Here is a 21,618-nt window from a genome sequence, read left to right on the forward strand (position 1 = left end):
GCATGCACACGCCCGAACCCCGCCGGGGCCCGGCCGGCCCGGCTCCTGCGGCCGGTCCCGCGCCGCACACGCCGCACCGCGGACCGGGTCCGCGCGCTCTCGCCCCCGACCTCGCCCGCGGGGTCATGCTCCTGTTCATCGCGATCGCCAATGTGTCGTGGTTCCTCTACGGCGGCGACGAACACCCCGCGGTCGTGCACCCGACCGACGGCACCGTGCTCGACCGGGCGCTCTCCACACTCGCGATCCTCTTCGTCGACGCCCGCGTCTATCCGATGTTCGCCTTCCTGTTCGGCTACGGGATGGTGCAGTTCGCGACCTCGCGCGCGGCGCGCGGGATCCCCGAGCCGGTGGTCCGGCGGATGCTCGCACGGCGCCACTGGTGGATGATCGCCTTCGGGTTCGTCCACGCCGCACTCCTGTTCGCCGGTGACATCCTCGGCGCCTACGGACTCGCCGGCCTCATCCTCGCCGCGCTGTTCTTCCGACGCACCGACCGGACCCTGAAGATCCTCGTCTGGGTGGTCGTCGCGATGCTCGCCGTCAGCGCGCTCTTCAGCCTGTTCGGCGCGGTGATGGTCTCGTGGGTGCTGCCGCAGGCCACCGGCATGTCCGCCGAGGAGCTCGCGGGCGATACCGGCTTCACCGTCGGCAGCCAGCGCGGCATGCTCAGCGGGGACGGGAACTACCTCGTCTCGGTGGGCGCCCGGGTGCTGTTCTTCGCCCTCGGCCTGTTCGGTCAGCTCCTCGGCCTCGTGGTGCCCGCCTGCATCCTCCTCGGGTGGTTCGCCGCCCGCCACCGCTTCCTCGAGGACTCGGAGCGCCACCGCCGTCTGCTCGGCCGCACCGCGCTGTGGGGGATCCTCATCGGAGTCCTCGGCGCCGTGCCCCAGGCACTGTCGTACCTCGGCCTCCTGCCGCTGGCGGACGCAGCGTGGTGGGGCACCATGGGGCTCGTCACCCTCACCGGCATGGCCGGCGGGGTCGGCTACGCCGCGCTGTTCGGTCTGCTCGCGCTGCGACTGCGCTCCCGCGTCAGGTCGCCGCTGCGCGCGGTCGCGGCTGTCGGCAAGCGCTCGCTGAGCTTCTATCTGCTCCAGTCGCTGATCTTCGCTCCGCTGCTGGCGGCCTGGGGATTCGGCATGGGGGAGTGGATGGGCACCGCAGGGGCCTACGCACTGGCGGTCGCGGTCTGGGTGCTCTCGCTCGTCATCGCCGGAGTGCTCGAATCCCGCGGCCGGCGGGGGCCGGCCGAGGCGCTGCTCCGGCGCCTGACGTACCGGCGGGACGATCCCGCAGGACTCCACCCGGCCGGTGCCGTGCCCACCCGGTCCGACCCGCCGGGACCCGCAGGACAGGGGCGGCCGCCACCGCCGCAGCCGTCCGTTCCTCCACCGCCCATCGACCCTCCGTCCCGAGGAGCCTCGCCATGACCATCCGCATCGACATCTGGTCCGACATCGCCTGCCCGTGGTGCCGGATCGGCAAGGCCCGCTTCGAATCGGCGCTGGCGCGGTTCGCGCACCGCGACGAGGTCGAGGTCGCGTGGCACGCCTTCATCCTCGATCCCGACCTGCCGGTGCGCTACGACGGTACCGAGGTCGAATACCTCATCGAGCGCAAGGGCATGCCGCGCGCCCAGGTCGAGGCGATGACGCAGCAGATCGCGCGGGCCGGTGCGGGGGAGGGGCTCGACTTCGACTTCGATTCCGTGGTGCCCTCGTCCTCGCTCGCCGCGCACGCGCTGCTCAAATATGCGGAGGCCACGGGTGCGGACGTCGGGGCAGTGGAGGACGCGCTGTTCGACGCGCACTTCCGCGACGGCGAGGTCATCGCGGATGCGGACGTGCTCGTGCGGATCGGGGCGGCGCAGCGCCTCGACGCCGGCGCGGTGCGCGCCGGACTCACCGATCCCACGGTGGTGCGCGCGGTGCAGGCCGACCTCGCCGCGGCCCAGCAGATCGGCGTTTCCGGGGTGCCGTTCTTCGTCTTCGAGCAGAAGTACGGGGTGTCCGGCGCTCAGCCGGCCGAGGTCTTCACCCAGGCACTCGAGCAGGTGTGGGCGGAGGTGCATCCGCAGGTCGGACTGACGCCGCTGGGGGAGCCCGATGCCGCCGCGTGCGGGCCGGACGGATGTGCGGTGCCGACGCGCCCGGACGCGGGTGCGGAGCAGTCCTGACCTCGGGTTAGGATTGTCCACGACGACTCGGTGGGAGGTGAAAGACATGATCGATGTGCTGCTCTCGATGGCCATCATCGGCGGGATGCTGGTGCTGCCCCTGCTCGCGATCGTCGTACTGCCGACGGCCGACCAGAAGTCCTCGCGTCGCTCGACCGACCGCTGATCGGATCCGAACCTTCCAGTGCCCGCTCGTCCTCTCCGGACGGGCGGGCTCTGTCATTCACGCGCTGTGCACCACCCGCAGGCCGAGGTCCTCGAGGGACTGGGGGAGAGGCGGCCCGACCTCGGCCTGCAGTCAGGCGGCGGGAGGTGCGGGCTCACCGCCCATGACCGTGCACCACTGTGCTCGCGTCACAGCGGTGACGGAATGATGGACCCGACGCTCGACAAGATGCTTCGTATGTGACCTAGTATTGTTCGTATGCGAAATGAATTCGCGGGATCCGCGCCCGCCCCTGAGCGGAAGCCCCGTTTCATCTATCTGCTCAACCTCGCGCAACGCTCGCTCCAGGCCGCCCTCCACGACGACGCGGGGAAGCAGAACTCCGCCCGGGCCGGCATCCTCTTCGCCGTCGGGGACGACGATTCGGGGCGACCGACGAAAGAGCTGCGCGCGCAGCTGCGGCTCAGCCCCTCCGCGCTGTCCGGTCTGCTCGACCGGATGAGCCGGGACGGACTCGTCGAACGCCGTCCCGACCCGCACGACGGGCGCGCCGCGACGATCGTCCTCACCGCGGAGGGTCGGGCCGCCCGGGCCGAGGCGGTCCGGACCGCCCGCACCATCAACGACCGGCTGTGCGAGGGCTTCGACGCGAGCGAGCTCGCCCTCGTCGAGCGCTGGCTGGAAACCGTGACCACCCGATTCTCACCAGGAGAGAAGAACGATGAATGACAGCACGCAGCACAGCAGCATCCGAACGGAGCGATCCGACGGCGTCCTCACGCTCGTCATGGACCGCGCCGAGAAGAAGAACGCGCTGACGAACGAGATGTACGGAATCCTTGCGGACGCTCTCGAGGCGGCCCAGGACGATCCTGCGGTCCGCGTCGTCGTCATCCGGGGTGAGGGGGACATGTTCACCGCGGGCAACGACGTCGGCGAGTTCGCCGCGAGCACGCCGGACAGCGGACCGCGCCACGTGCGCCGGTTCGTCCGCGCGATCGCGGAGTTCCCCAAGCCGCTGCTCGCCGCCGTCCAGGGCCGGGCGGTCGGCGTGGGGACGACGATGCTGCTCCACTGCGACTACGTCGCCATCGCCGAGGACGCGAAGCTCTCGACGCCGTTCGTCAGCCTGGGACTGGTCCCGGAGGCCGCCTCGAGCATGCTCCTGCCGGCCCGGATCGGCCACCTGCGCGCATTCAGCATGCTCGCGCTGGGGGAGACCGTGAGAGGCGACACGGCTGTGGAATGGGGACTCGCCACGACAGCGGTTCCCGCCGCCGAGCTCGTGCCCACGATCGAGGCCGTCGCCGCCCGGATCGCACAGCTGCCGCTCGGCGCGGTCCGCGCGACGAAGCAGCTCATGCGCGACACCACGGCGATCACCGAGCACATGCGCGTCGAGGGTGAGGAGTTCGCCGCACGTCTGACGAGCCCGGAGGCCAAGGAGGCGTTCACCGCCTTCGCGGAGAAGCGCAAGCCCGACTTCTCGCAGTTCAGCTGAACGGGGAGCGGGGCCGGCGCAGACGTGCGGAACCGGGAGGGGGTACGTCTGCGCCGTTCCCGCCCTCTTCCCCTCTTCCGCCCGTAGTTAACATAATGTATATTATCGGCGCGGGATGCAGAGGGAGAGGACGCAGCCGGAGCGCCGAAGTTCGTCACGGAGTCAATGCTCGCACCACTGCCGCGACGAACCGCGGCATGGCATCCGTGTCCGCGGCGGCGTGCACGGGGTTGAGCTCCCCGATGGACAGCCCTCGGCAGCTCGAATGCGCCCAGAGCACTGCGATGGCGTCTTCGAGCTGTTCGATGGTCGGCCCGGTGTTCCGGCCGTTGACGTTCTCGGCGATCGGTGCGTCGATGAAGTCGAGGACATCGACGTCGACGTGCACGACGAACGGTCCGGGCGCAATCGCCTGCAGAGCCTGGGACGCCGCCCGGGCCGGATTCTGCGCCAGTGCATCGAGCGGGACGACGGGCAGGTCGAGCCGAGAGGCGCAGCGCTGCTCCCATTCGGCTGTCCCGTCGACGTCGACCCCGAGATAGGACAGACGCGATGGGTGCAGGAGCGGACGGGCGCCCAGCACGTTCAGCAGCGCTGGGACGGCACCCTCGACATCGAGGGCGTGAGCCATCCCCATCCAGTCGAGCGCACCCTCAGCGGTGCTGTCCGGGGTGCTCAGGTCGAAATGCCGGTCGACGTAGACGAGGCCGGGTTCCGCTCCGGCGTGTCGGAGTCCGGCACAGGTCCCGAGAGCGATCGTGCAGTTGCCGCCAAGGACGAGGAGCCGCTCGTCTCCGCCGAGATGTGCGGCGCACGCCTGGGCGAGCTCGTCGACGGACAGGACGACCTCGCCCAGGTTCTGGGCGCGCCGACGGCTGCGGTCGGGCTTCCATGTCTGATGGGTGAGGTCTCCATGGTCGCGGACGTCGTGCCCCGCGTCGGCGAGCGCCCGAAGCAGGCCCGCTTCGCGCAGCGCCGCCGGCGCCAGCTCCTGACCGGGCGCATAGCTGCCCGCGCTGCTGGGAACTCCGAGGACGTTGATCGTGCTCATCATTGCTCTCCGTTCAGTCGTCGGTGTCGGTGGCGATCGACGCGCGCGCGGTTGCCGCAGCCCGGACTGCACCAGCGCTGATTGGGGCGGGAACGGTGATAGTACTGACCGCACCCCGGCGCTCCGCACCGTGCGAGGTTCGCGAGATCCTCTCTCCCGAGGAGATCGACCACCGCCGCCGCGAGATGTCCGCGCAGCTCGCGCAGCGGATCGGTGCTCGTGGTCACCACCGTCGACGATCGCGCCCGGTGCGTCAGCACGCGAGCGGTCCCGGCCGCGACCACCGCCGCGTTGATCGCCTCGACGGAGTCCCCCGGAAGCTCCTGCTCGCGGACCGCCGCGTCGAGGAGCTCGAGCGCGTGATCGCGGAGCCGTCTGAGGCCGCCGACATCGTCGGCGCTCACCGCAGCGGGTGCCGGGAGCGATTCCGGCTCCGCCTCCAGCCACTCCTCCATCGCTTCGGGTCCGTCCCACAGCTCCTGCCGCGTCGTCCCGTCCGAACACACGACCGTGTTCACGAAGTCGAGGGCCAGATGATCACCGAGCCATGTCCATGTGCTCTTCATGGGACCATCGAAGCTCATTAACGGATAGATGCGCAAATACCATTACACCGACGGATGGTCTTGACCCTGACGGCGCGTCAGCCGCGAGGGTGGATGCAGCACTGCGCACCGAGCCGCTGCGGTGCCGTCGTCCCGGCGCGACCGACCGCCGCACGGAAGAAGGTGACTTCGTCATGAGCCTCGCACTCCCCCATGTCCTCGATGCCGCAGCCGCCGTCGCGCCCGATGCCCAGGCAGCCGTCAACGAGCAGACGCTGCTGGTCTCCGAGCTCAACCACCGGACGATCAAGTCGGCCGAGCGCTGGCTCCACGATGGCCGCCGTCCCGGCGACCGTGTCGAGTTCGCCCCTCCGGAGACGAGCGCTGACGTCATCGAGATGCTCGGCGCCGTTCGGATCGGCCTCGTGGTCGGTGACGCTCCCGTTGCTCCGACCGCGCCGGTACGCGGGCCGAGCCCGGACCGGCATGTCGTCGAGAGTCGTCTCTGGTCCGCGACCCCGATGGCGGTCCTCGGTGGACGCACCTGGACCCACGGTGAGGTCATCACTGGGATCGACGATCCTGTGGACTTCGCTCTCGACCCGCTGCTCCCCCTGTTCGAGGTTCTCCGGTCCATCGTGGCGACGATGACGTCGGCCCCGATCCCGGTCCACCGGGGTGACGGCGAGCTCCTCGGCCATCTCGCACCCTGCGGCGACGGGTGGGAACCGCGCACGGTGTTCGGACTCCCCCTGGCTGGGCCCATGTCGGCGGACGAAGCCGAGGAGCATCTCCGGACGCACGGGCTGAGCTCCCTGGCCGAACCGTGGGAGCTGCTCCACGGATCCACATGGATCCGGGTCGACATCGCCGAGGCCGGCCCGCGCCGGGTGACGGTGTCGTTCGCGGACTTCGGCCGCCCGGAGCTCTACGGCACTCGTCTCACCCTGTGCGACCCCACCCCGGGGATCCTCCGCAGGGCATGAGTGTCCAAACGTGCTCCGCTCCTCAGCGGAGGCCCCGCGGTCAGGAGTCCGCCGTCAGCCCCGGTCCTCGATCTCCCGCCACGGGGATGTCGATGTCGAGGCGCCGGACGGTGAAGTAGACCGGGGACGGCACCGGCGGTGTGCGCCGCGCCCGCAATGCCCGCAGCGTCAGACGCGGCCAGCTCCGATCGCGCGGCGCGCCGGCGAAGAAGACGCTCAGTCGGCGCTGATGGCCTTCGATCCACTGCGCGCTCGGCGCACACATCCCGTTGTCGACCCATTCGATGCCGGCCTCCTCAGGCGCGAAGACTCTCACCGGATCGGACCATGCCGAGCGCGGTGCCGAGGCGTGCGCAGCGGTGCTGAGCCAGACGCCCTGGGCGGGTCCGCCGGTGCGCCCCTCGAGATCGGAGTCCCGGGTGGTGACCATGACTGCGCCGTGCTCGTCCTCGGCCACGACGCTGTCGAAGAAGCCGTCATCGGCTCCGAACCACTCGACGGGCTCCGACCAGTCGTCGCGCCCGGTGCGGCTCACCGTGTGCATGATCCGGAAATGGTCGGTGTCGTCGCTCGGCAGACCGACCGGGATCGTGAGGAACCGCATGTGCCACAGCCCGTCGTGGAACTCGACCTTGGGCTCGAGGACGCTCGGCAGTGCGGCCGAGTGGAGCGGAATCGGCGCCTGCGCGCTCACCCAGTCGCATCCCGGGCGCCGTTCGAGGTATCCGATGCGGTACGGCGCTCTGCGGTGAAGCACGGTCTCGACGGCGCGACCGGCGTGGTAGATGCGCTCGACCTCGACGCCCGAGTCCATTCCGCGCACATAGCAGACCGAATGCGTGCAGCGGTTCCACGTGCCGCGGGCAGGCTGCCGCACGATCGGTCGCACCCGTCGGGCGGATGCCGCGGACGACCGACTCGGGCTCCAGGCGGGGCTCGTCGGATCGGCGCCGCACGGCAGCTCGAACTCATAGATGTTGGTCCGGAACGTCGGCGCCATCCCTCCGAGGAACATCGTCCACCGTCCGTCGACGAGCGCCACGCTCGGATCGCTGAACCCGAGGACATTGTGAGCGAAGGGATACCCGGATCGCATGTCGAGGATCCTCACGCAGTCGGCCACCGTGGCAAGTGGTGTCATCCTCGGGTCTTAGCGGAGGCTCACCCTCCCCCACCGGTGCCTCACCCCGCCGGCTATCCACCATACGGACACGACGTCTCCGATGTCGGAGAATGATGACCATGTCGCATCGTTCCCCCGGCGGCCGCACTCCGACGCAGCCGCCGCTCCCCCTCGGTCCCGCTCGGGTGGCCGGCCGCCGCTGGTGGTACCTCGCGGTGGTCGTCGCCGCCTTCCTCACGCTCATCGGCGCCGCGGGCTTCCGGGCCGTCCCGGGCGTCTACATGGAGCCGCTGTCTTCCGAGTTCGGCTGGTCCCACGGGCAGATCGGCCTCGCGATGTCGATCAACCTTTTCCTGTTCGGGCTGCTCTCGCCCTTCGCGGCCGCGCTCATGGACCGGTTCGGGATCCGGCGCGTCGTCGGGGTCGCGCTGCTGTCGGTCGCCGCGGGCTCGGGCCTCTCGGTCTTCATGACCGAGGTGTGGCATCTGTGGCTCCTCTGGGGCGTCGTCATCGGCTCCGGCACCGGTGCGATGTCGATGGCCTTCGTCGCGACGATCACCAACCGCTGGTTCGTCGCCCGCCGCGGTCTCGTCTCCGGCATCCTCACGGCCGCCTCGGCGACCGGCCAGCTGATCTTCCTTCCCGCCGTCGCGCACCTCGTCGGGCTGTACGGGTGGCGTGTGCCGTCCCTCGTCGTCATGGCGGCGGCGCTCGTCGCGCTCCCCATCGCTCTCACGCTGCTCCGCGACCATCCCGCCGTGGTCGGGCTCGATCCCCTCGGGGCGACGCTGGAGAATCCCGGCGCCCCGCTGCCCGATCGCACCGGTTCGGCCGCCGGGCGGGCGCTCGCCGTCCTCCGTGACTCCGCGCGCACGCGCACCTTCTGGATGCTCGCTCTCGGATTCGCCGTCTGCGGAGCGAGCACGAACGGCCTCATCGGCACGCATTTCGTCCCCGCGGCGCACGACCACGGCATGCCCGCGACCACCGCGGCCGGGCTGCTTGCCCTCGTCGGGATCTTCGACATCGCCGGCACCGTGCTCTCCGGCTGGCTCACCGACAAGGTCGACCCGCGGATGCTCCTCTTCCTCTACTACACGCTGCGCGGCGGCTCGCTCCTGCTCCTCCCGATGCTCCTCGGCCCCGAGGTCCACCCGCCGCTCTGGGCCTTCGTCATCTTCTACGGCCTCGACTGGGTCGCCACCGTACCGCCGACCGTGTCCCTGTGCGTCGAGCGCTTCGGTCCGGCCGGCGCGGTCGTGTTCGGCTGGGTGTTCGCCTCCCACCAGGTCGGCGCGGCGACTGCGGCCTTCGGCGCGGGGTGGATCCGCGACACCTTCGGCGCCTACGATCTCGCGTGGATCGTCGCCGGCGGCCTGTGCTTCCTCGCCGCCGTGTTCTCCGTCCTCATCGTCCGCAGCACCGGACGGCGCGAGCCGGTCGAGGTGAGGCAAGCCTGACCACAGATGCCCCGCTCCCCCGAGCGGCCTAGCATGGCAGGAGAGCACGAACGCACCCGTACCCGCGAACCCGTCCGAGAGGAAATCCCATGCGACTGTCCGACACGATGTCCACCGCCATCAGCGATCAGGTCACCCTCGAGCTCACCGCCTCGATGGTCTACCTCCAGCTCGCGATCGAGCTCGAGAACCAGGATCTCACCGGCATGAGCTCGTGGATGCGTGCCCAGGCCGAGGAGGAGCAGGTCCACGCCGCGAAGTTCATCTCACACGCGCTCGACCGCGGCGCCGCCCCGCAGATCGGCACCATCGAGACCCCGAGCTTCGCGGGCAAGTCGCCCGTCGAGCTGTTCGAGGCCGCCCTCGCCCATGAGGAGAAGGTGTCCGAGGCGATCCGTGAGCTCTACCGGACGGCCCAGTCCGAGGGCGATCTCGACATCGTCCCGCTGCTCAACTGGTTCGTCGACGAGCAGCTCGAGGAGGAGGCGACGGTGGGCGAGATCGTCGGCCGCCTCACCCTCGTCGGCGACGACGGCTCCGGACTACTCCGCATGGACAGCCAGCTCGGGAGCCGCACCCCGGACATCGACTCCGGGGAGTGACCCACGCGACGAGGGCGCCGATCGAATCGATCGGCGCCCCTCGTCGTCGGTGCGCGTCCGCCCGGTCGCGGTGGGCGACCGGGGATTGCGGATCTCAGCGGCGGAGCAGACGGCGGGCCTGGCTCGCGCCCTTCGTCACGCCCTCCTGGGCGAACTGGAACACGCGGTCGACCTTGCCGGTGCGCACCGCATCGGTGATCCGGGTGCTCACTCCGGCGATGAGGCCGTTGATCTTCGTCTCGGTCCAGTCGACCGGTCCCCCGGGGGCCGCAGCGCGATGGGCCTGGGACTTCGCGCGGTCACCGATCCGCGCGCTCTCCGTGCGGGCGCGCTCGGAGTAGGAGCGGACCCGGTCGACGGGCTGGTCGGCGAAGTCGCGCACGCCGCTGCGGGCGGACTCCGCGCGCAGTCGTGCGGCATCGGCGGCGCGCACGCCGCCGGAGATCACCTGGTCCGCCGCGGCCCGGATGCGATCCGAGGCGCTGCGATGGGTCGAGTCGTACACTTCGGTCGGTTCCACGGGTTCACGATGATCGCTCATACGCCGATTGTCCCCGGTCACGGCCGCCGTGGTCAACGTCAGGGAGCGCTTCGACGCACCCACACAGGCGATCCCCAGGCGGGCGCCGGAGGTCCGGCGGGCCCGTGGGTCGACGCTCGGCTACTGTGGGTGCGATGACCGGACCGGAGACGATCGCCCACCGCGGCGGACTGTGGGACGACGCCGCGGAGAACACCATCGAGGGCTTCCGACGCTGCGCGGACCTCGGGCTCGACTGGATCGAGACGGACGTGCACGCCTCCCGCGACGGGGTCCTCTACGCCGTCCACGATCCCGACCTCGCGCGCCTCGCCGGCCGCCCCGAACGCCTCGGCGACCTCGACGCCCGGACCCTCGATCGGATCGAGCTCACCGGCGGCGGTCGACTCCCCCGCCTGGCGGACGTGCTCGAGGAGCTCCCGGGCGTGTCCTTCAACATCGACGTCAAGGCCGACCGGTCCACCGCCTCCACCGTGCGCCTGATCCACGCGATGGACATCGGCCACCGGATCCGCCTCGCGTCGTTCTCCACCCGCCGGCTCGCCCGGCTGCGTGCCGCGCTTCCGGGCGTGCGCAGCTCCGCGGGCACCGCCGAGGTCGCCGCGTTCCTGCTCGCGGGCCGCCGGGCCGCCCACCGGTTCGATCCGGACCTCGATGCCTTCCAGGTACCGCACCGGCGGTCCGGCATCACCGTCGTGACGCGCCGCTTCGTCGACCGTGCTCATGCCGCCGGGCTCCTCGTCCACGTCTGGACCGTCAACGAACCCGCGCACATGCGCGAGCTCGCCGCGCTCGGGGTCGACGGCATCGTCACCGATCACCCGGCCCGGGCACTCGCCGTGCTCGGGAATCACCTGCCTGCGGGTGATCCGCCGTCGCCGGGGAATCCTCGTTCCTGAGGAATGAAAGCGCCCGGTAGACTGTTGGACTGGATTGTTCGATCGTGCACGACCGGAAGGTGGACCAGGAATGAGTGAGCGCAGCCTGCGCGGGACCCAGTTGGGCTCGCGGAGCCTCGAATCGGACGTCGGCGTCGAGCCGGCGCCGCGGCAGGTCGTCGAGTACGCCTGCGAGGACGGGCACACCTTCACCGTCCCGTTCTCCGTCGAGGCCGAGGTGCCAGCGACCTGGGATTCGGGCACCCACGGCATCGGCACCCGGGTGGGCGGCGAGGAGCCGGAGGCGGAGCCGGAGAAGCACGTCCGCACCCACTGGGACATGCTCCTCGAGCGCCGCTCCTTCGAAGAGCTCCAGGTGCTGCTCGACGAGCGGCTGGCAGTGCGGCGTGAAGAGGCCCCGCCGCAGAGCTGACCCCCTGAAAGCGCACGATCCCGCCGAGAGGACTCGGCGGGATCGCTGCATTCAGGGTTCATCGGACCGCTTCCGGCGGCGGGTCTGGGCTCAGCGACGGAGCAGGCGCCGGACCTGGCGCCCGCGGCGCTCGAGGCCCCAGCGGGCGACGTTCGTCATCGCCTCGGAGATGATTCCGCCGTGCATCTTCGACTCCCCGAGCTCGCGCTCGACGAAGGTGATCGGCACCTCGGCGATCCGGAAGCCGGCCTCGTCCACCCGCTTCGTCATGTCGATCTGGAAGCAGTAGCCCTGGGACTCGATGTCGTCGAGCGCGATCGCCGCAAGTGCCTCACGCCGGTAGGCGCGGAAGCCGGCGGTCGCGTCGCCGACCCCGAGACCCATCGCGGCGTTGACGTAGAGGTTCGCCCCGCGGGACAGCAGGTGGCGGTTGCGCGGCCAGTTGACCACCGCTCCCCCGGGGATCCAGCGGGAGCCGATCGCGAGGTCCGCGCCGCCCTCGATCGCCGCGAGCAGCTGCGGCAGGTCGCGGCCGCGGTGCGAGCCGTCGGCGTCCATCTCGCAGATCACCGCGTAGTCGCGCTCGAGGGCCCAGGTGAAGCCGGCGACATACGCGGCACCGAGGCCGTTCTTCGCAGTGCGATGGAGCACGGAGATGCGCGGATCGGCCGTCGCGGCCTCGTCCGCCCACTCCCCCGTGCCGTCCGGCGAGGCGTCGTCGACGACGAGGATCTCGGCCGCGGGCACCCAGGTGCGGATCGACTCGATGGTGTGCGGGAGGGAATCCCGCTCGTTGTACGTGGGGATGACGATGAGGGTCTTCATAGGCACTCCCCCAGCCTAGAGGACACCGGCGGTCGGGCCGGTGAGGCGCTCCGGCGTGAATCGATGGACCCGGCCCCACCGACTTCGGACCGTGGAGCCGAGAGGCCCACGTTTTCTAATGCCGGCGGGAACCGGGTCGCGCTCCCGCAACGGGAGCGTCAGAGTCGAACCTACCCGCCGAGCAGGGTTCCGCAAAATCGCTCTGACCTGGGACGATGCCTATCCGCCCAGGTGAACAGCGGGTTGCGGTAGCAGGAAACAGGTCGAAGAATCTCAGCACTCCCGGCGTGTCGCGCATGCCCGCGCCGCGCCGCTCGGCTAAGCGGTCACACCTCGGTGCCGCGCACCCACACCGTGCGCAGCCGGGGCAGCGATTCCGGATCGGTCAGATCGGGCAACCCCGGGGTGCCGGAGCGCGGATCGGTGCTCCACGCCGCCACCCGCTCGTCGGCGACCTGCACTGCGAGCCCGTCGACCTCCCAGCGCACCGCAGTCGCCAGTGCGCCGGGGGCGAGCACGCCGGCCTCGAACCGACCGATCGCGCGCAGCCCGAACCGGGTCGCGCAGTTGAATGCGGCGCGTGCGGAGATGCCGTCGGCTGCGCCGTACACCGCTGCGCTGAGCGAGCGCCATGGGGATGCGGGGTCGAGGGCGAAGCTCAGCTGCACTCCGGCGGAGAGCATGGTGCCGAGCGGCTGCTCGTGGCGGGTCGGGTCGAGGGTGACCGGGATGCCGTGACCGGCGAGCTTCTCCACACCTGACGCAGGGACGGGGCAGCCGATGAGCAGCCGGTAGCCGTGGCGCTGCGCGTGGGTGCGCACCACGGGATCCTGGAACAGCTCGAGGGCGGTCCGGAGCTGCTCCGGGGAGTCGACGAGCGCGAACTGTGGGTGCTCCGGCAGGTGCTGCGGGTCGAGCTCGGCGATGCCCACCGCGCCGGTCGCGTCGGTGCGCCCGAGCGGGTAGGCGACGATGTCGAGCCCCGGGGGTGCGGCCGCGGCGAAGTTCTCCACCGTCGTGCTCTCCCCCACGACGTGCGCGGTGGTGATGCCGGCGGCCAGGAGCTCCGCGGGCGACACCTCGGCGTCCCGGAGGTCCACCCCGGCGCTGACGAACCCCGGGGTGACGAAGTCCTCGGTGAGGTCGACCTGGTTCCCGCCGAGCTCGGCGGCGGCCTCATCGGACCCCACCCAGGTCACGGTGTCGCCCTCGAAGGCGATGGCGGTGGCGAAGGGATCGGCGCTGCTGTAGACGTCGCCGTGATGCAGAACTGTCCTGGAAGTCACCCGGTCATTCTGCCACGGCGGGCGGGGCGCGATGCTCCCCCGGACCCGTGTCCGAGGGCCGTTGTAGGGTGACACCGTGACTCAACCGCTCGTCGTCCTCGACACCCCGACGCTGTACTACCGGGCGTTCCACGCCCTCCCGGATTCGCTCCGCGACCCCGCGGGGATGCCGATCAACGCCGCCCGCGGAGTGACCCAGACACTCGCCTCCCTCGTCGAGCTCACCGGCTCTACCCGCATCGTCGCGACGATGGACGCGGACTGGCGACCGGCGTTCCGCACCGCCGTCGTCCCGGAGTACAAGGCGCAGCGGGTCACCGACGTGGCCGCCGGCACGGAGACCCCGCCGGACCTCGCGGTCCAGCTCCCCCTCATCGCCGCGCTCCTCACCGCCGCCGGGATCCCCGTCGCCGAGGTGCCCGGCACCGAGGCCGACGACGTCATCGCCTCGATCGCGGCCGGAGCGCACGAATCCGTCGTCATCGTGTCCTCCGACCGGGATCTCCTCTCCCTCCTCGCCCCGGGCCGCGATCTCGTGGTCATGAGGCCCAAGAAGGCCGGCGTCTGGGACACGCTGCGCATCGCCGACCTGCCCGGGTCCTACGGCGTCGTCGACGGCGCGCAGTACCGGGCGCTCGCCGCACTGCGCGGCGACCCCTCCGACGGGCTCGCCGGGGTGCCGGGCATCGGGGAGAAGACCGCGGCCGCCCTGCTCTCCGGCTACGGCGACCTGCCGGGGATCTTCGCCGCCGCCGCAGAGGCCGGCGAACGCGCCCACGGACTGTCGCCGCTTCGCGCCGCGGCGATCCTCGAGCACCGCGCCGCGGTCGAGGCCAACCACACGGTGATGAGCTGCCGGGAGGATCTCCCGGTGGCCGGATTCGTCGAGGCCGCCGGCGGTGATCCGGATCCCGTCGCCCTGCGCGAGCTCGCCGCCCGCCACGGTCTGACGCAGAGCGCCGAACGCCTGCTCGCCGCGCTCGGTGCCCCGCCGGCAGACGTCGCCCCACCCGCAGGTGTCCCGGCCGCCGCCCATACCGGGGAGCAGTCCGCCGGGGAGGTCTGGACCGAGGCCCCCCTGTGGGGCTTCGACCTCGAGACCACGGGGACGGATCCGCACACCGCGCGCATCGTCAGCGCCGCGCTCGTCCGGTTCGAGTCCGGCGCCCCGGTCGAACGGCTGACCTGGCTCGTCGATCCCGGGGTGGAGATCCCGGCCGCCTCGGTGCGCATCCACGGCATCACCCCCGAGCACGTCCGCGCGCACGGCCGGCCGGTCGCCGAGGCGGTGCCGGAGATCCTCGCGAAGGTCGCCGCCATCCGCGGAGCCGGCGGCATGCTCGTCGGCCACAACGTCGTCTACGACCTCACGATCCTCCAGTACGAGGCCGAGCGCGCCGGTGCCGAACCCGACGCCCGCGCAGTCTGCCCGCCCGTCATCGACACCTTCGTCCTCGACAGGCGGGCCCAGCAGTTCCGCAGGGGGCCGCGCACGCTCACCGCGGTGTCCCAGAACTGGGGCGTCGAGCTCTCCCAGGCGCACGAGGCCCTCGCCGACGCCGAGGCGGCCGTCCGGATCGCCCTCGCGATCGCCGCGGCCCATCCCGACATCGCCGCCCACTCCCCCGCCGCGCTCCACGCCGCGCAGATCGGGTGGAAGCGCGAACAGGCCGCCTCGTTCCAGGAGTACCTGCGCGGGCGCGGCCGTCCGAATGCCGTCGTCGACCCCTCGTGGCCCTTCGAACCGCGCCGCGGACCCGCTCCCCGGCTCGGCGCCTGACCGCGCCGACGACCGCCCGGAGGATGCGCGGGGACACCTCGTCCCCTGCGTACACTGGGACCGACACCCGACCCCTGTGGAGGACATGCGCGATGGGATTCTTCGCCCGACTGCTCAACCGGCCCGGCGCCCAGGCCGACAGGCGCATCGGCTGGCTCAGCAGGAGCCGTCCGGAGATCGAACGGCTCGGCGAGGAGTACGCCGAGCTCAGCGACGCGGAGATCACCGTGAAGGCCGGGGAGATCTTCGAGACCGGCGAGCGGCGGACCCAGCTCACCGAGTTCGCCGCGCTGGCCCGCGAGGCCGCCGAGCGCACTCTCGACGAGCGCCCCTACGACGAGCAGATCACCGGCCTCATCGGGCTGCTCGAGGGCTCGATCGTGCAGATGCTCACCGGTGAGGGCAAGACCCTCGTCGGCGCGATGGCCGCCGCCGGCTACGCCCTGCAGGGGCGCCGCGTGCACCTCGTCAGCGTCAACGACTACCTCGCGGTGCGCGATGCGGCCTGGATGAGGCCGCTGTTCGATCTGCTCGGTGTCGAGTCGGCCGCGATCTCCGGCACCCAGACCGAGGAGGAGCGCCGGTCCGCCTACCGCTCCGAGGTCGTCTACGCCTCCGTCACCGAAGTCGGGTTCGATGTGCTGCGGGACCGCTTCGTGCTCGACGACGCGGAGATCCGGGTGCCCGGCCGGGACGTCGTCATCGTCGACGAGGCCGACTCCGTGCTCATCGACGAGGCGCGCGTCCCGCTCGTCCTCGCCGGGTCCACCAGCCACGAGGCGGGGGACGCGGAGATCGCCGCGCTCGTCGCCGGACTCGTGGCCGGCGAGCACTACGAGATCAGCCCCGACCGGAAGGCGGTGTCGCTCACCGACGCCGGGATCGACCGGGTCGAGGAGGAGCTCGACGTCGACCTGTTCGGGGACGACTCGGCGACGCTCGCCGCGGTCAACCTCGCGCTCTACGCCTCCGCGCTCGTCCATCGCGACGTCGACTACCTCGTGGTCGACGGCGCCATCAAGCTCATCTCCGACTCCCGCGGCCGGGTGGCCGAGCTCCAGCGCTGGCCCGACGGGCTGCAGGCCGCCGTCGAGGTCAAGGAGCAGCTGTCGACGACGGACAGCGGAGAGATCCTCGACCAGATGACCGTCGAGGAGCTCATCCACGGCTATGACACGGTGTGCGGCATGACCGGCACCGCGGTCGCCGTGGGCGACGACCTGCGCGAGTTCTACGGACTCGAGATCGTGCCCGTCGACCCCCACCTCGAGGTCATCCGCGTCGACGAGCCGGACCGTCTCTACACCTTCCAGGAGTCGAAGGAGCGCGCGATCGTCGACGAGGTCGTCGAGCAGCACGCCGCGGACCGCCCCGTGCTCATCGGCACCCGCTCGGTGGCGGAGTCCGAGAGCCTCGCCGAGCGGCTGCGCACCCGCGGGATCGATGCGCAGGTGCTCAACGCGAAGGACGATTCCGCAGAGGCGGAGATCATCGCCGGCGCCGGGCGGGCCGGGGCGGTCACCGTGTCCACCCAGATGGCCGGGCGCGGCACCGACATCCGGCTCGCCGACGAATCCGTCGCCGAATCCGGCGGGCTGCTCGTCATCGGCGCCGGCCGCTACCAGTCCTCCCGCCTCGACGACCAGCTGCGCGGCCGCGCCGGCCGCCAGGGCGACCCGGGCTCCTCGGTGTTCTTCACCAGCCTCGAGGACGAGCTCATGAGCCGCGTGCCGGAGGCCCAGCGGTTCATCGAGGAGGGCGACGAGCACGGCCACATCGCCTCGAAGCGCGCCGCCCAGCTCGTCGAGCACGCCCAGCGCATGGCCGAGGGCGAGAACACCGCGGTCCACCGCGACACCTGGCGCTTCAACGAGCTCATGGCCCAGCAGCGCGAGCTCGTCCTCGAGCGCCGGAAGGCGATCCGGGAGGGCGAGGCGGGGATCTCCGAGGTCCGCGCGGAGCTGCCGGACCGCGTCGAGGAGCTCGACGAGGCGCACGGGGAGGACACCGTCGACGCCGCGATCCGCGAAGTCCTGCTCTTCACCCTCGACAACCGATGGGTCGAGCACCTCGCGTTCCTCAACGATCTGCGCGAGGGCATCCACCTGCGCACGCTCGCCCGGGAGAAGCCGCACGAGGCATTCAACTCCGAATCGATCGGCGCGTTCTCCGGGTTCTGGACCGATGTCCTCGAGCGCGCGACCGAGGTCGTGGAGGAGGCGGAGTTCACCGACGCGGGCATCGACCTGCCCGCCTACGGACTCAAGCGGCCGTCCTCGACGTGGACCTACCTGTCGACGGACTCGACCTTCGGCTCCGACATCGAGTCCGTGGTCCGGCGCATCGGTCGCTGACAGCCGCCCCGCGGGGTCTCAGTCCGCGACGACCCCACGGCGGATCGCGTCCGCCGCGCGGCGCACGACCACCGCGGTCGCGGGTTCGCAGACGTCGGCGACCTGCCCGAGCAGGTCGAGGGTCTGCTTGGCCCAGCGGACGAAGTCCCCGGCGGCGATGTCGGATCCGGCCAGCGCCGCCGACAGCGACTTCCCCTCGGTCCATCGGAAGATCGGTTCGACGAGGCCGAACTCGGGCTCCGGGGTCACCGGCAGGTCCGCGTCGACCTCGAGCCGGTAGAGGTTCTGCCAGGTGCTCCGCAGCTCGACGAGCGCGTGCTCGAGGCTCGCGGAGGGGATCCGCGGGTTGAAGTACCCCTCGGTGCGCCGGGCCTGGTAGACGAGGCTCGAGGCGAAGGCCGCGGCCTCCGGCTCCGACAGCGGGTCCCACAGCCCGGCGCGCACGCTCAGCGCGGTGAGGAGGTCCCGCTCCCCGTAGATGCGGCGCAGGATGCGGGCGTCGTCGGGGAGGAACCCGAGGGTCGTGAGCACGCGGCGCACCCGGTCGAACACCTGCGCGATCGAGGTCGTGCGCCCTTCGATCTGCTTCGTCAGCGAGGCGGTGTCCCGCTGCAGCTTCGCGGCCCGCTCCGCCCACCGGGCGTGGTGCTCGCGGTCCGGGCAGGAATGGCATGGGTGGCTGCGGAGCTGTTCGCGGACGAGCGCGATCTCCTCGGACTGGACCCGGGCGCCCTTCGCCGGCGGCGCGGCCTCGCTGGGCTGTGCGACACGGCCGTCGGCGATCGCGGCGAGCAGGGAATCGCGCAGCGCGCGGCGCTCCGATGCCTGCCGGTGGTTGAAGCGCTTGGGCATCTTGAGGCGTCCGAGCACCACGGCGGGCTCGGTGATCTCGTGCATGCGCAGATGCCACACCTTGCCCTGCTCGGTGAGCACGGTCGGCAGCCGTAGCTCGCCGTCCCGGCTGCTCATCGGAGTGATGACGACGGCGGTGCCGTCGATCCGCTTCGAGGGCAGCACGATGACGTCGCCGTGCTTGAGCCGGCCGAGCGACTCGATCGTCTCCCGCTGCTTGATCTTCGTGCGTGAGCGGCTGGCCCGCTTCTCCATCTCCGACAGGGTGCGGCGCAGCTGCACGTACTCCTCGAAGTCCCCGCGCTCGCACTCCATCGACGTCCGGTAGCCTGCGAGCGCCTCCTCGTTGCGGCGCACCCGCCGGGCCAGGCCGACGACGCCCTTGTCCGCCTGGAACTGGGCGAACGAGGTCTCGAGCACCTTCGCGGCGTCGTGCTCGGTCAGCCGGGCGAGCAGGTTCGCCGTCATGTTGTACGTCGGGGTGAATCGGCTCTGCAGCGCGTAGGTGCGCTTCGAGGCGAGCGAGCCGATGTCGGCGAGCTCGGTGCTCGGGTGCCAGACGACGACGGCGTGGCCTTCGACGTCGATCCCGCGCCGTCCGGCGCGTCCGGTCAGCTGGGTGTACTCCCCCGGGGTGATCTGCACATGGGATTCGCCGTTGAACTTCGTGAGCTTCTCGAGCACGACGGTGCGCGCCGGCATGTTGACGCCGAGCGCGAGGGTCTCGGTGGCGAACACCGCGCGCAGGCAGCCGTCGACGAACAGTTCCTCGACGAGCTCCTTGAACTGCGGGATCAGGCCCGCGTGGTGTGCTCCGAAGCCGTGGATGAGACCGGTGGAGAAGGTGTGGTAGCCGAGCACGGAGAGGTCCTCGGAGCCGAGCTCGTCGTGGAGCTCCTCGAGGCGGGCCATGATGTGACGCTTCTCCGCCGTGTCGGTGAGGTCGAGGCCGGCGGCGAGGCACTGCTCGACGGCGGCATCGCAGCCGTTGCGGGAGAAGATGAAGAAGATCGCCGGGAGCAGGTCGTCCTCGTCGAGCTCGCGGATGAGCGCGGTGCGCGAGGGCCGCTGGAAGCGTGCGTGCATGGGCCGGCGACGGTCCCGCCGGGAACCCCGGGAGACGAAGGGCCGCACCGCCATCTCGAGGTCGCGGTTGACCTGCCCGGGCGCCCCGGCCTGGAACAGCGGGTGGAGGTCGGTGCCGACGGCGACGTGGCTGTACAGCGGCACCGGCCGGTGCTCGCTGACGATGACCTCGGTGTGCCCGCGCACCTCGCGGAGCCAGGCGCCGAACTCCTCGGCGTTGGACACGGTGGCCGACAGGCTGACGAGTGCGACATGGGCGGGCAGGTGGATGATGACCTCCTCCCACACCGGTCCCCGGAACCGGTCGCCGAGGTAGTGGACCTCGTCGAGCACGACGTAGCCGAGGGAGCTGAGGTCGGTGCCGGAGTAGATCATGTTGCGCAGCACCTCGGTCGTCATCACGACGATCTGCGCGTCCCGGTTGATCGAGACGTCGCCGGTGAGCAGTCCGACCCGGTCCGCCCCGTACTCCCGGCTGAGCTCTGCGAACTTCTGGTTGCTCAGCGCCTTGATCGGGGTGGTGTAGAAGACGCGCACGTCTTGCTCGGTGGCGAGCAGCACCGCGAACTGGGCGACGACGGTCTTGCCGGCGCCGGTCGGGGCGGCGACGAGCACGGATCTCCCGTCGGCCAGCGCCCGGCACGCCTGCTCCTGGAACGGGTCGAGTCCGTAGGACAGCGCGGCGGTGAAGCGTCCGAACGGGGTGGCCGCCTCCGCTGCGCGCTTCCGCGATGCGGCGTAGGCCTGAGCAGGCGGGATGCGGTCGTCCATGCCCTCGACTCTACCGCCTCGAGGTGCGCGTCCGCCGCCCTCCGGGCCGCCCGCGGCTCAGTCGTCGAGCTCGGCGGGATCCTCCCAGGTGCCCTCGGCGATCATCCGCGCCTTCCGCCGCCGGTCGCCGAGCCAGCACAGCACCCAGGCGAGGACGAACAGTGCAGTCATGGGGATGACGAGGAAGAACATCGAGATCGCATCGGGGGTCGGGGTGGCGATCGCGGCGAAGGCGAAGATCAGCACGACGACCCAGCGCCACGACTTGCGGATGGTGTCGGCCGACAGCAGACCGAGCAGGTTGAGGCCCACCATGAGGACCGGCAGCACGAAGGCGATGCCGAACACGACGATGATGAGCATGACGAAGTTGAGGTAGTCCTGCGCCGGGATGATGTTCGTCGCACCCTCGGGGGTGAATGCGGTGAGCGTGCGCACGGCGTTCGGCAGGGCGAACGAGGCGAGCGCGGCGCCGGCGAGGAACAGCGGGATCGCGGCGGCGAGGAAGCCCAGGGAGTAGCGCTTCTCCTTCTTCGTCAGGCCCGGCACGATGAAGGCCCATACCTGGTAGAGCCAGAACGGGGAGGTGAGGAAGAAGCCGATGAAGACCGCGACCTTGACCTTCATGTCGAAGGGGGAGGCGACGCCGGCGAAGTTGACCTCCGCGACGCGGCCGTCCTGCGCGGACACCTCCATCACCGGGGCCTGGAGGAACTGGAGGACCGGATCGTAGAGGAACCAGCCCACGACGGCGCCGAGCCCGAGGGCGATGACGGAGAGGAGGACGCGGTTGCGGAGTTCGACGAGGTGCCCCGCCAGCGGCATCCGCTTCTCGGGGTTGGCCGCGCGGGCACGGCCGCCTCCCGGCAGGCCGCCGGGACGGGAGATCTTCACCACCGGTCAGGGACGGGGGCGCTGCTCGTCGCCGGGGGTGCGGGTGGAATCGACGGGCTCGGCGGTGCGCTCGGCGGACCGGTTCGGGTCTGCGGGACGCTCGGGGGCGTCGGTGATCTCGTGCCGCTCGGCGGTGCCGCGGTCGTCGTCGTTGCGCAGATCCTTGACCTCGGACTTGAAGATCTTCATCGACTTGCCCAGGTTCTTCGCGATCATCGGGAGCTTGGGCGCGCCGAAGATCAGCAGGATGACGACGAGCAGGATGATGATGTGGATCGGCTCGGGGCGCATGCGGACTCCTCAGG

General features: G+C 71.0%; 20 protein-coding genes. 11 read left to right on the forward strand and 9 right to left on the reverse strand.

The window, feature by feature from the left end; all coding sequences use genetic code 11:
• Positions 1 to 2: 2 nt before the first annotated feature.
• The 4 genes from FDF13_RS10985 to FDF13_RS11000 all read left to right on the forward strand — a co-directional run bounded on the left by FDF13_RS10985 (position 3) and on the right by FDF13_RS11000 (position 3,846).
• Entirely contained in the window at positions 3 to 1,433 is a 1,431-nt protein-coding gene (locus tag FDF13_RS10985; RefSeq protein ID WP_254668783.1) for a DUF418 domain-containing protein, read from the forward strand.
• Complete coding sequence (locus FDF13_RS10990) at positions 1,430 to 2,179, forward strand: DsbA family oxidoreductase (RefSeq protein ID WP_265809323.1); 750 nt, start codon at positions 1,430 to 1,432, stop codon at positions 2,177 to 2,179. The genes FDF13_RS10985 and FDF13_RS10990 overlap by 4 nt, the downstream gene beginning before the upstream one ends.
• A gap of 424 nt (positions 2,180 to 2,603) precedes the next feature.
• The gene (locus FDF13_RS10995) at positions 2,604 to 3,074 is read left to right on the forward strand and encodes a MarR family winged helix-turn-helix transcriptional regulator (RefSeq protein WP_137319669.1); all 471 of its coding nucleotides are present in this window, start codon (positions 2,604 to 2,606) and stop codon (positions 3,072 to 3,074) included.
• Positions 3,067 to 3,846: an enoyl-CoA hydratase gene (locus FDF13_RS11000; protein WP_137319670.1), complete on the forward strand. Its 780-nt coding sequence runs from the start codon at positions 3,067 to 3,069 to the stop codon at positions 3,844 to 3,846. Before FDF13_RS10995 ends, FDF13_RS11000 begins: the two co-directional genes overlap by 8 nt.
• A gap of 154 nt (positions 3,847 to 4,000) precedes the next feature.
• Here FDF13_RS11000 and FDF13_RS11005 read toward each other — a convergent pair whose 3' ends face one another.
• On the reverse strand, positions 4,001 to 4,897 hold the full coding sequence (locus FDF13_RS11005; RefSeq protein WP_137319671.1) for an arginase family protein: 897 nt from the start codon (positions 4,895 to 4,897) through the stop codon (positions 4,001 to 4,003).
• On the reverse strand, positions 4,897 to 5,463 hold the full coding sequence (locus FDF13_RS11010; protein WP_175406959.1) for an ABATE domain-containing protein: 567 nt from the start codon (positions 5,461 to 5,463) through the stop codon (positions 4,897 to 4,899). Before FDF13_RS11010 ends, FDF13_RS11005 begins: the two co-directional genes overlap by 1 nt.
• Before the next feature lie 173 nt (positions 5,464 to 5,636).
• Here FDF13_RS11010 and FDF13_RS11015 point away from each other — a divergent pair, with 173 nt between their 5' ends.
• Entirely contained in the window at positions 5,637 to 6,428 is a 792-nt protein-coding gene (locus FDF13_RS11015; protein ID WP_137319673.1) for a hypothetical protein, read from the forward strand.
• Positions 6,429 to 6,468: 40 nt separating this feature from the next.
• Here FDF13_RS11015 and FDF13_RS11020 read toward each other — a convergent pair whose 3' ends face one another.
• Entirely contained in the window at positions 6,469 to 7,524 is a 1,056-nt protein-coding gene (locus tag FDF13_RS11020) for a hypothetical protein (RefSeq protein ID WP_137319674.1), read from the reverse strand.
• Positions 7,525 to 7,670: 146 nt separating this feature from the next.
• On the opposite strand from FDF13_RS11020, the gene FDF13_RS11025 reads away from it, so the two are divergent.
• Positions 7,671 to 9,011 (forward strand): MFS transporter, encoded by a 1,341-nt coding sequence (locus FDF13_RS11025; RefSeq protein WP_137319675.1) that lies wholly within the window; start codon positions 7,671 to 7,673, stop codon positions 9,009 to 9,011.
• An 89-nt stretch (positions 9,012 to 9,100) separates the two neighbouring features.
• Positions 9,101 to 9,613: a ferritin gene (locus FDF13_RS11030; protein ID WP_137319676.1), complete on the forward strand. Its 513-nt coding sequence runs from the start codon at positions 9,101 to 9,103 to the stop codon at positions 9,611 to 9,613.
• Positions 9,614 to 9,707: 94 nt separating this feature from the next.
• Here the strand turns inward: FDF13_RS11030 and FDF13_RS11035 are convergent, their stop codons facing one another.
• Positions 9,708 to 10,154 carry a hypothetical protein gene (locus FDF13_RS11035; RefSeq protein ID WP_137319677.1) on the reverse strand — a complete coding sequence of 149 codons (447 nt, stop codon included), beginning with the start codon at positions 10,152 to 10,154 and terminating at the stop codon, positions 9,708 to 9,710.
• Positions 10,155 to 10,288: 134 nt separating this feature from the next.
• Between FDF13_RS11035 and FDF13_RS11040 the strand changes: the two genes are divergently transcribed.
• Positions 10,289 to 11,053 (forward strand): glycerophosphodiester phosphodiesterase family protein, encoded by a 765-nt coding sequence (locus FDF13_RS11040; protein WP_137319678.1) that lies wholly within the window; start codon positions 10,289 to 10,291, stop codon positions 11,051 to 11,053.
• A 70-nt stretch (positions 11,054 to 11,123) separates the two neighbouring features.
• Complete coding sequence (locus tag FDF13_RS11045) at positions 11,124 to 11,465, forward strand: RNA polymerase-binding protein RbpA (protein WP_137319679.1); 342 nt, start codon at positions 11,124 to 11,126, stop codon at positions 11,463 to 11,465.
• Between the two features lie 90 nt (positions 11,466 to 11,555).
• Here the strand turns inward: FDF13_RS11045 and FDF13_RS11050 are convergent, their stop codons facing one another.
• Both FDF13_RS11050 and FDF13_RS11055 read right to left on the reverse strand, forming a co-directional pair.
• The gene (locus tag FDF13_RS11050; protein ID WP_137319680.1) at positions 11,556 to 12,290 is read right to left on the reverse strand and encodes a polyprenol monophosphomannose synthase; all 735 of its coding nucleotides are present in this window, start codon (positions 12,288 to 12,290) and stop codon (positions 11,556 to 11,558) included.
• A 326-nt stretch (positions 12,291 to 12,616) separates the two neighbouring features.
• Complete coding sequence (locus FDF13_RS11055; protein WP_137319681.1) at positions 12,617 to 13,576, reverse strand: metal-dependent hydrolase; 960 nt, start codon at positions 13,574 to 13,576, stop codon at positions 12,617 to 12,619.
• Positions 13,577 to 13,652: 76 nt separating this feature from the next.
• Between FDF13_RS11055 and FDF13_RS11060 the strand changes: the two genes are divergently transcribed.
• Positions 13,653 to 15,356 carry an exonuclease domain-containing protein gene (locus tag FDF13_RS11060; protein WP_254668784.1) on the forward strand — a complete coding sequence of 568 codons (1,704 nt, stop codon included), beginning with the start codon at positions 13,653 to 13,655 and terminating at the stop codon, positions 15,354 to 15,356.
• 92 nt (positions 15,357 to 15,448) lie between these two features.
• The gene (secA2, locus tag FDF13_RS11065; protein ID WP_137319682.1) at positions 15,449 to 17,710 is read left to right on the forward strand and encodes an accessory Sec system translocase SecA2; all 2,262 of its coding nucleotides are present in this window, start codon (positions 15,449 to 15,451) and stop codon (positions 17,708 to 17,710) included.
• Between the two features lie 18 nt (positions 17,711 to 17,728).
• Here secA2 and FDF13_RS11070 read toward each other — a convergent pair whose 3' ends face one another.
• From FDF13_RS11070 to tatA, 3 genes are read right to left on the reverse strand one after another with little or no spacing between them, the layout of a single operon-like run.
• Positions 17,729 to 20,419, reverse strand: coding sequence for an RNA helicase (locus FDF13_RS11070; RefSeq protein WP_137319683.1), 2,691 nt, complete (start codon positions 20,417 to 20,419; stop codon positions 17,729 to 17,731).
• A 57-nt stretch (positions 20,420 to 20,476) separates the two neighbouring features.
• The gene (gene tatC / locus FDF13_RS11075; protein WP_265809336.1) at positions 20,477 to 21,313 is read right to left on the reverse strand and encodes a twin-arginine translocase subunit TatC; all 837 of its coding nucleotides are present in this window, start codon (positions 21,311 to 21,313) and stop codon (positions 20,477 to 20,479) included.
• Between the two features lie 6 nt (positions 21,314 to 21,319).
• Positions 21,320 to 21,604, reverse strand: coding sequence for a Sec-independent protein translocase subunit TatA (gene tatA, locus FDF13_RS11080; RefSeq protein WP_137319684.1), 285 nt, complete (start codon positions 21,602 to 21,604; stop codon positions 21,320 to 21,322).
• Between the last annotated feature and the right edge of the window lie 14 nt (positions 21,605 to 21,618).

The organism is Brevibacterium sp. CS2 (genome assembly GCF_005280295.1).
Lineage (GTDB): Bacteria > Actinomycetota > Actinomycetes > Actinomycetales > Brevibacteriaceae > Brevibacterium > Brevibacterium pityocampae.

Excerpts from the sequence above, each read along its gene's own strand:
- FDF13_RS10985 (WP_254668783.1), top strand. The coding sequence starts at position 3 with ATGCACACGCCCGAACCCCGCCGGGGCCCGGCCGGCCCGGCTCCTGCG.
- FDF13_RS10990 (WP_265809323.1), top strand. The coding sequence starts at position 1,430 with ATGACCATCCGCATCGACATCTGGTCCGACATCGCCTGCCCGTGGTGC.
- FDF13_RS10995 (WP_137319669.1), top strand. The coding sequence starts at position 2,604 with ATGCGAAATGAATTCGCGGGATCCGCGCCCGCCCCTGAGCGGAAGCCC.
- FDF13_RS11000 (WP_137319670.1), top strand. The coding sequence starts at position 3,067 with ATGAATGACAGCACGCAGCACAGCAGCATCCGAACGGAGCGATCCGAC.
- FDF13_RS11005 (WP_137319671.1), bottom strand. The coding sequence starts at position 4,897 with ATGAGCACGATCAACGTCCTCGGAGTTCCCAGCAGCGCGGGCAGCTAT.
- FDF13_RS11010 (WP_175406959.1), bottom strand. The coding sequence starts at position 5,463 with ATGAAGAGCACATGGACATGGCTCGGTGATCATCTGGCCCTCGACTTC.
- FDF13_RS11015 (WP_137319673.1), top strand. The coding sequence starts at position 5,637 with ATGAGCCTCGCACTCCCCCATGTCCTCGATGCCGCAGCCGCCGTCGCG.
- FDF13_RS11020 (WP_137319674.1), bottom strand. The coding sequence starts at position 7,524 with ATGCGATCCGGGTATCCCTTCGCTCACAATGTCCTCGGGTTCAGCGAT.
- FDF13_RS11025 (WP_137319675.1), top strand. The coding sequence starts at position 7,671 with ATGTCGCATCGTTCCCCCGGCGGCCGCACTCCGACGCAGCCGCCGCTC.
- FDF13_RS11030 (WP_137319676.1), top strand. The coding sequence starts at position 9,101 with ATGCGACTGTCCGACACGATGTCCACCGCCATCAGCGATCAGGTCACC.
- FDF13_RS11035 (WP_137319677.1), bottom strand. The coding sequence starts at position 10,154 with ATGAGCGATCATCGTGAACCCGTGGAACCGACCGAAGTGTACGACTCG.
- FDF13_RS11040 (WP_137319678.1), top strand. The coding sequence starts at position 10,289 with ATGACCGGACCGGAGACGATCGCCCACCGCGGCGGACTGTGGGACGAC.
- FDF13_RS11045 (WP_137319679.1), top strand. The coding sequence starts at position 11,124 with ATGAGTGAGCGCAGCCTGCGCGGGACCCAGTTGGGCTCGCGGAGCCTC.
- FDF13_RS11050 (WP_137319680.1), bottom strand. The coding sequence starts at position 12,290 with ATGAAGACCCTCATCGTCATCCCCACGTACAACGAGCGGGATTCCCTC.
- secA2 (WP_137319682.1), top strand. The coding sequence starts at position 15,449 with ATGGGATTCTTCGCCCGACTGCTCAACCGGCCCGGCGCCCAGGCCGAC.
- FDF13_RS11070 (WP_137319683.1), bottom strand. The coding sequence starts at position 20,419 with ATGGACGACCGCATCCCGCCTGCTCAGGCCTACGCCGCATCGCGGAAG.
- tatA (WP_137319684.1), bottom strand. The coding sequence starts at position 21,604 with ATGCGCCCCGAGCCGATCCACATCATCATCCTGCTCGTCGTCATCCTG.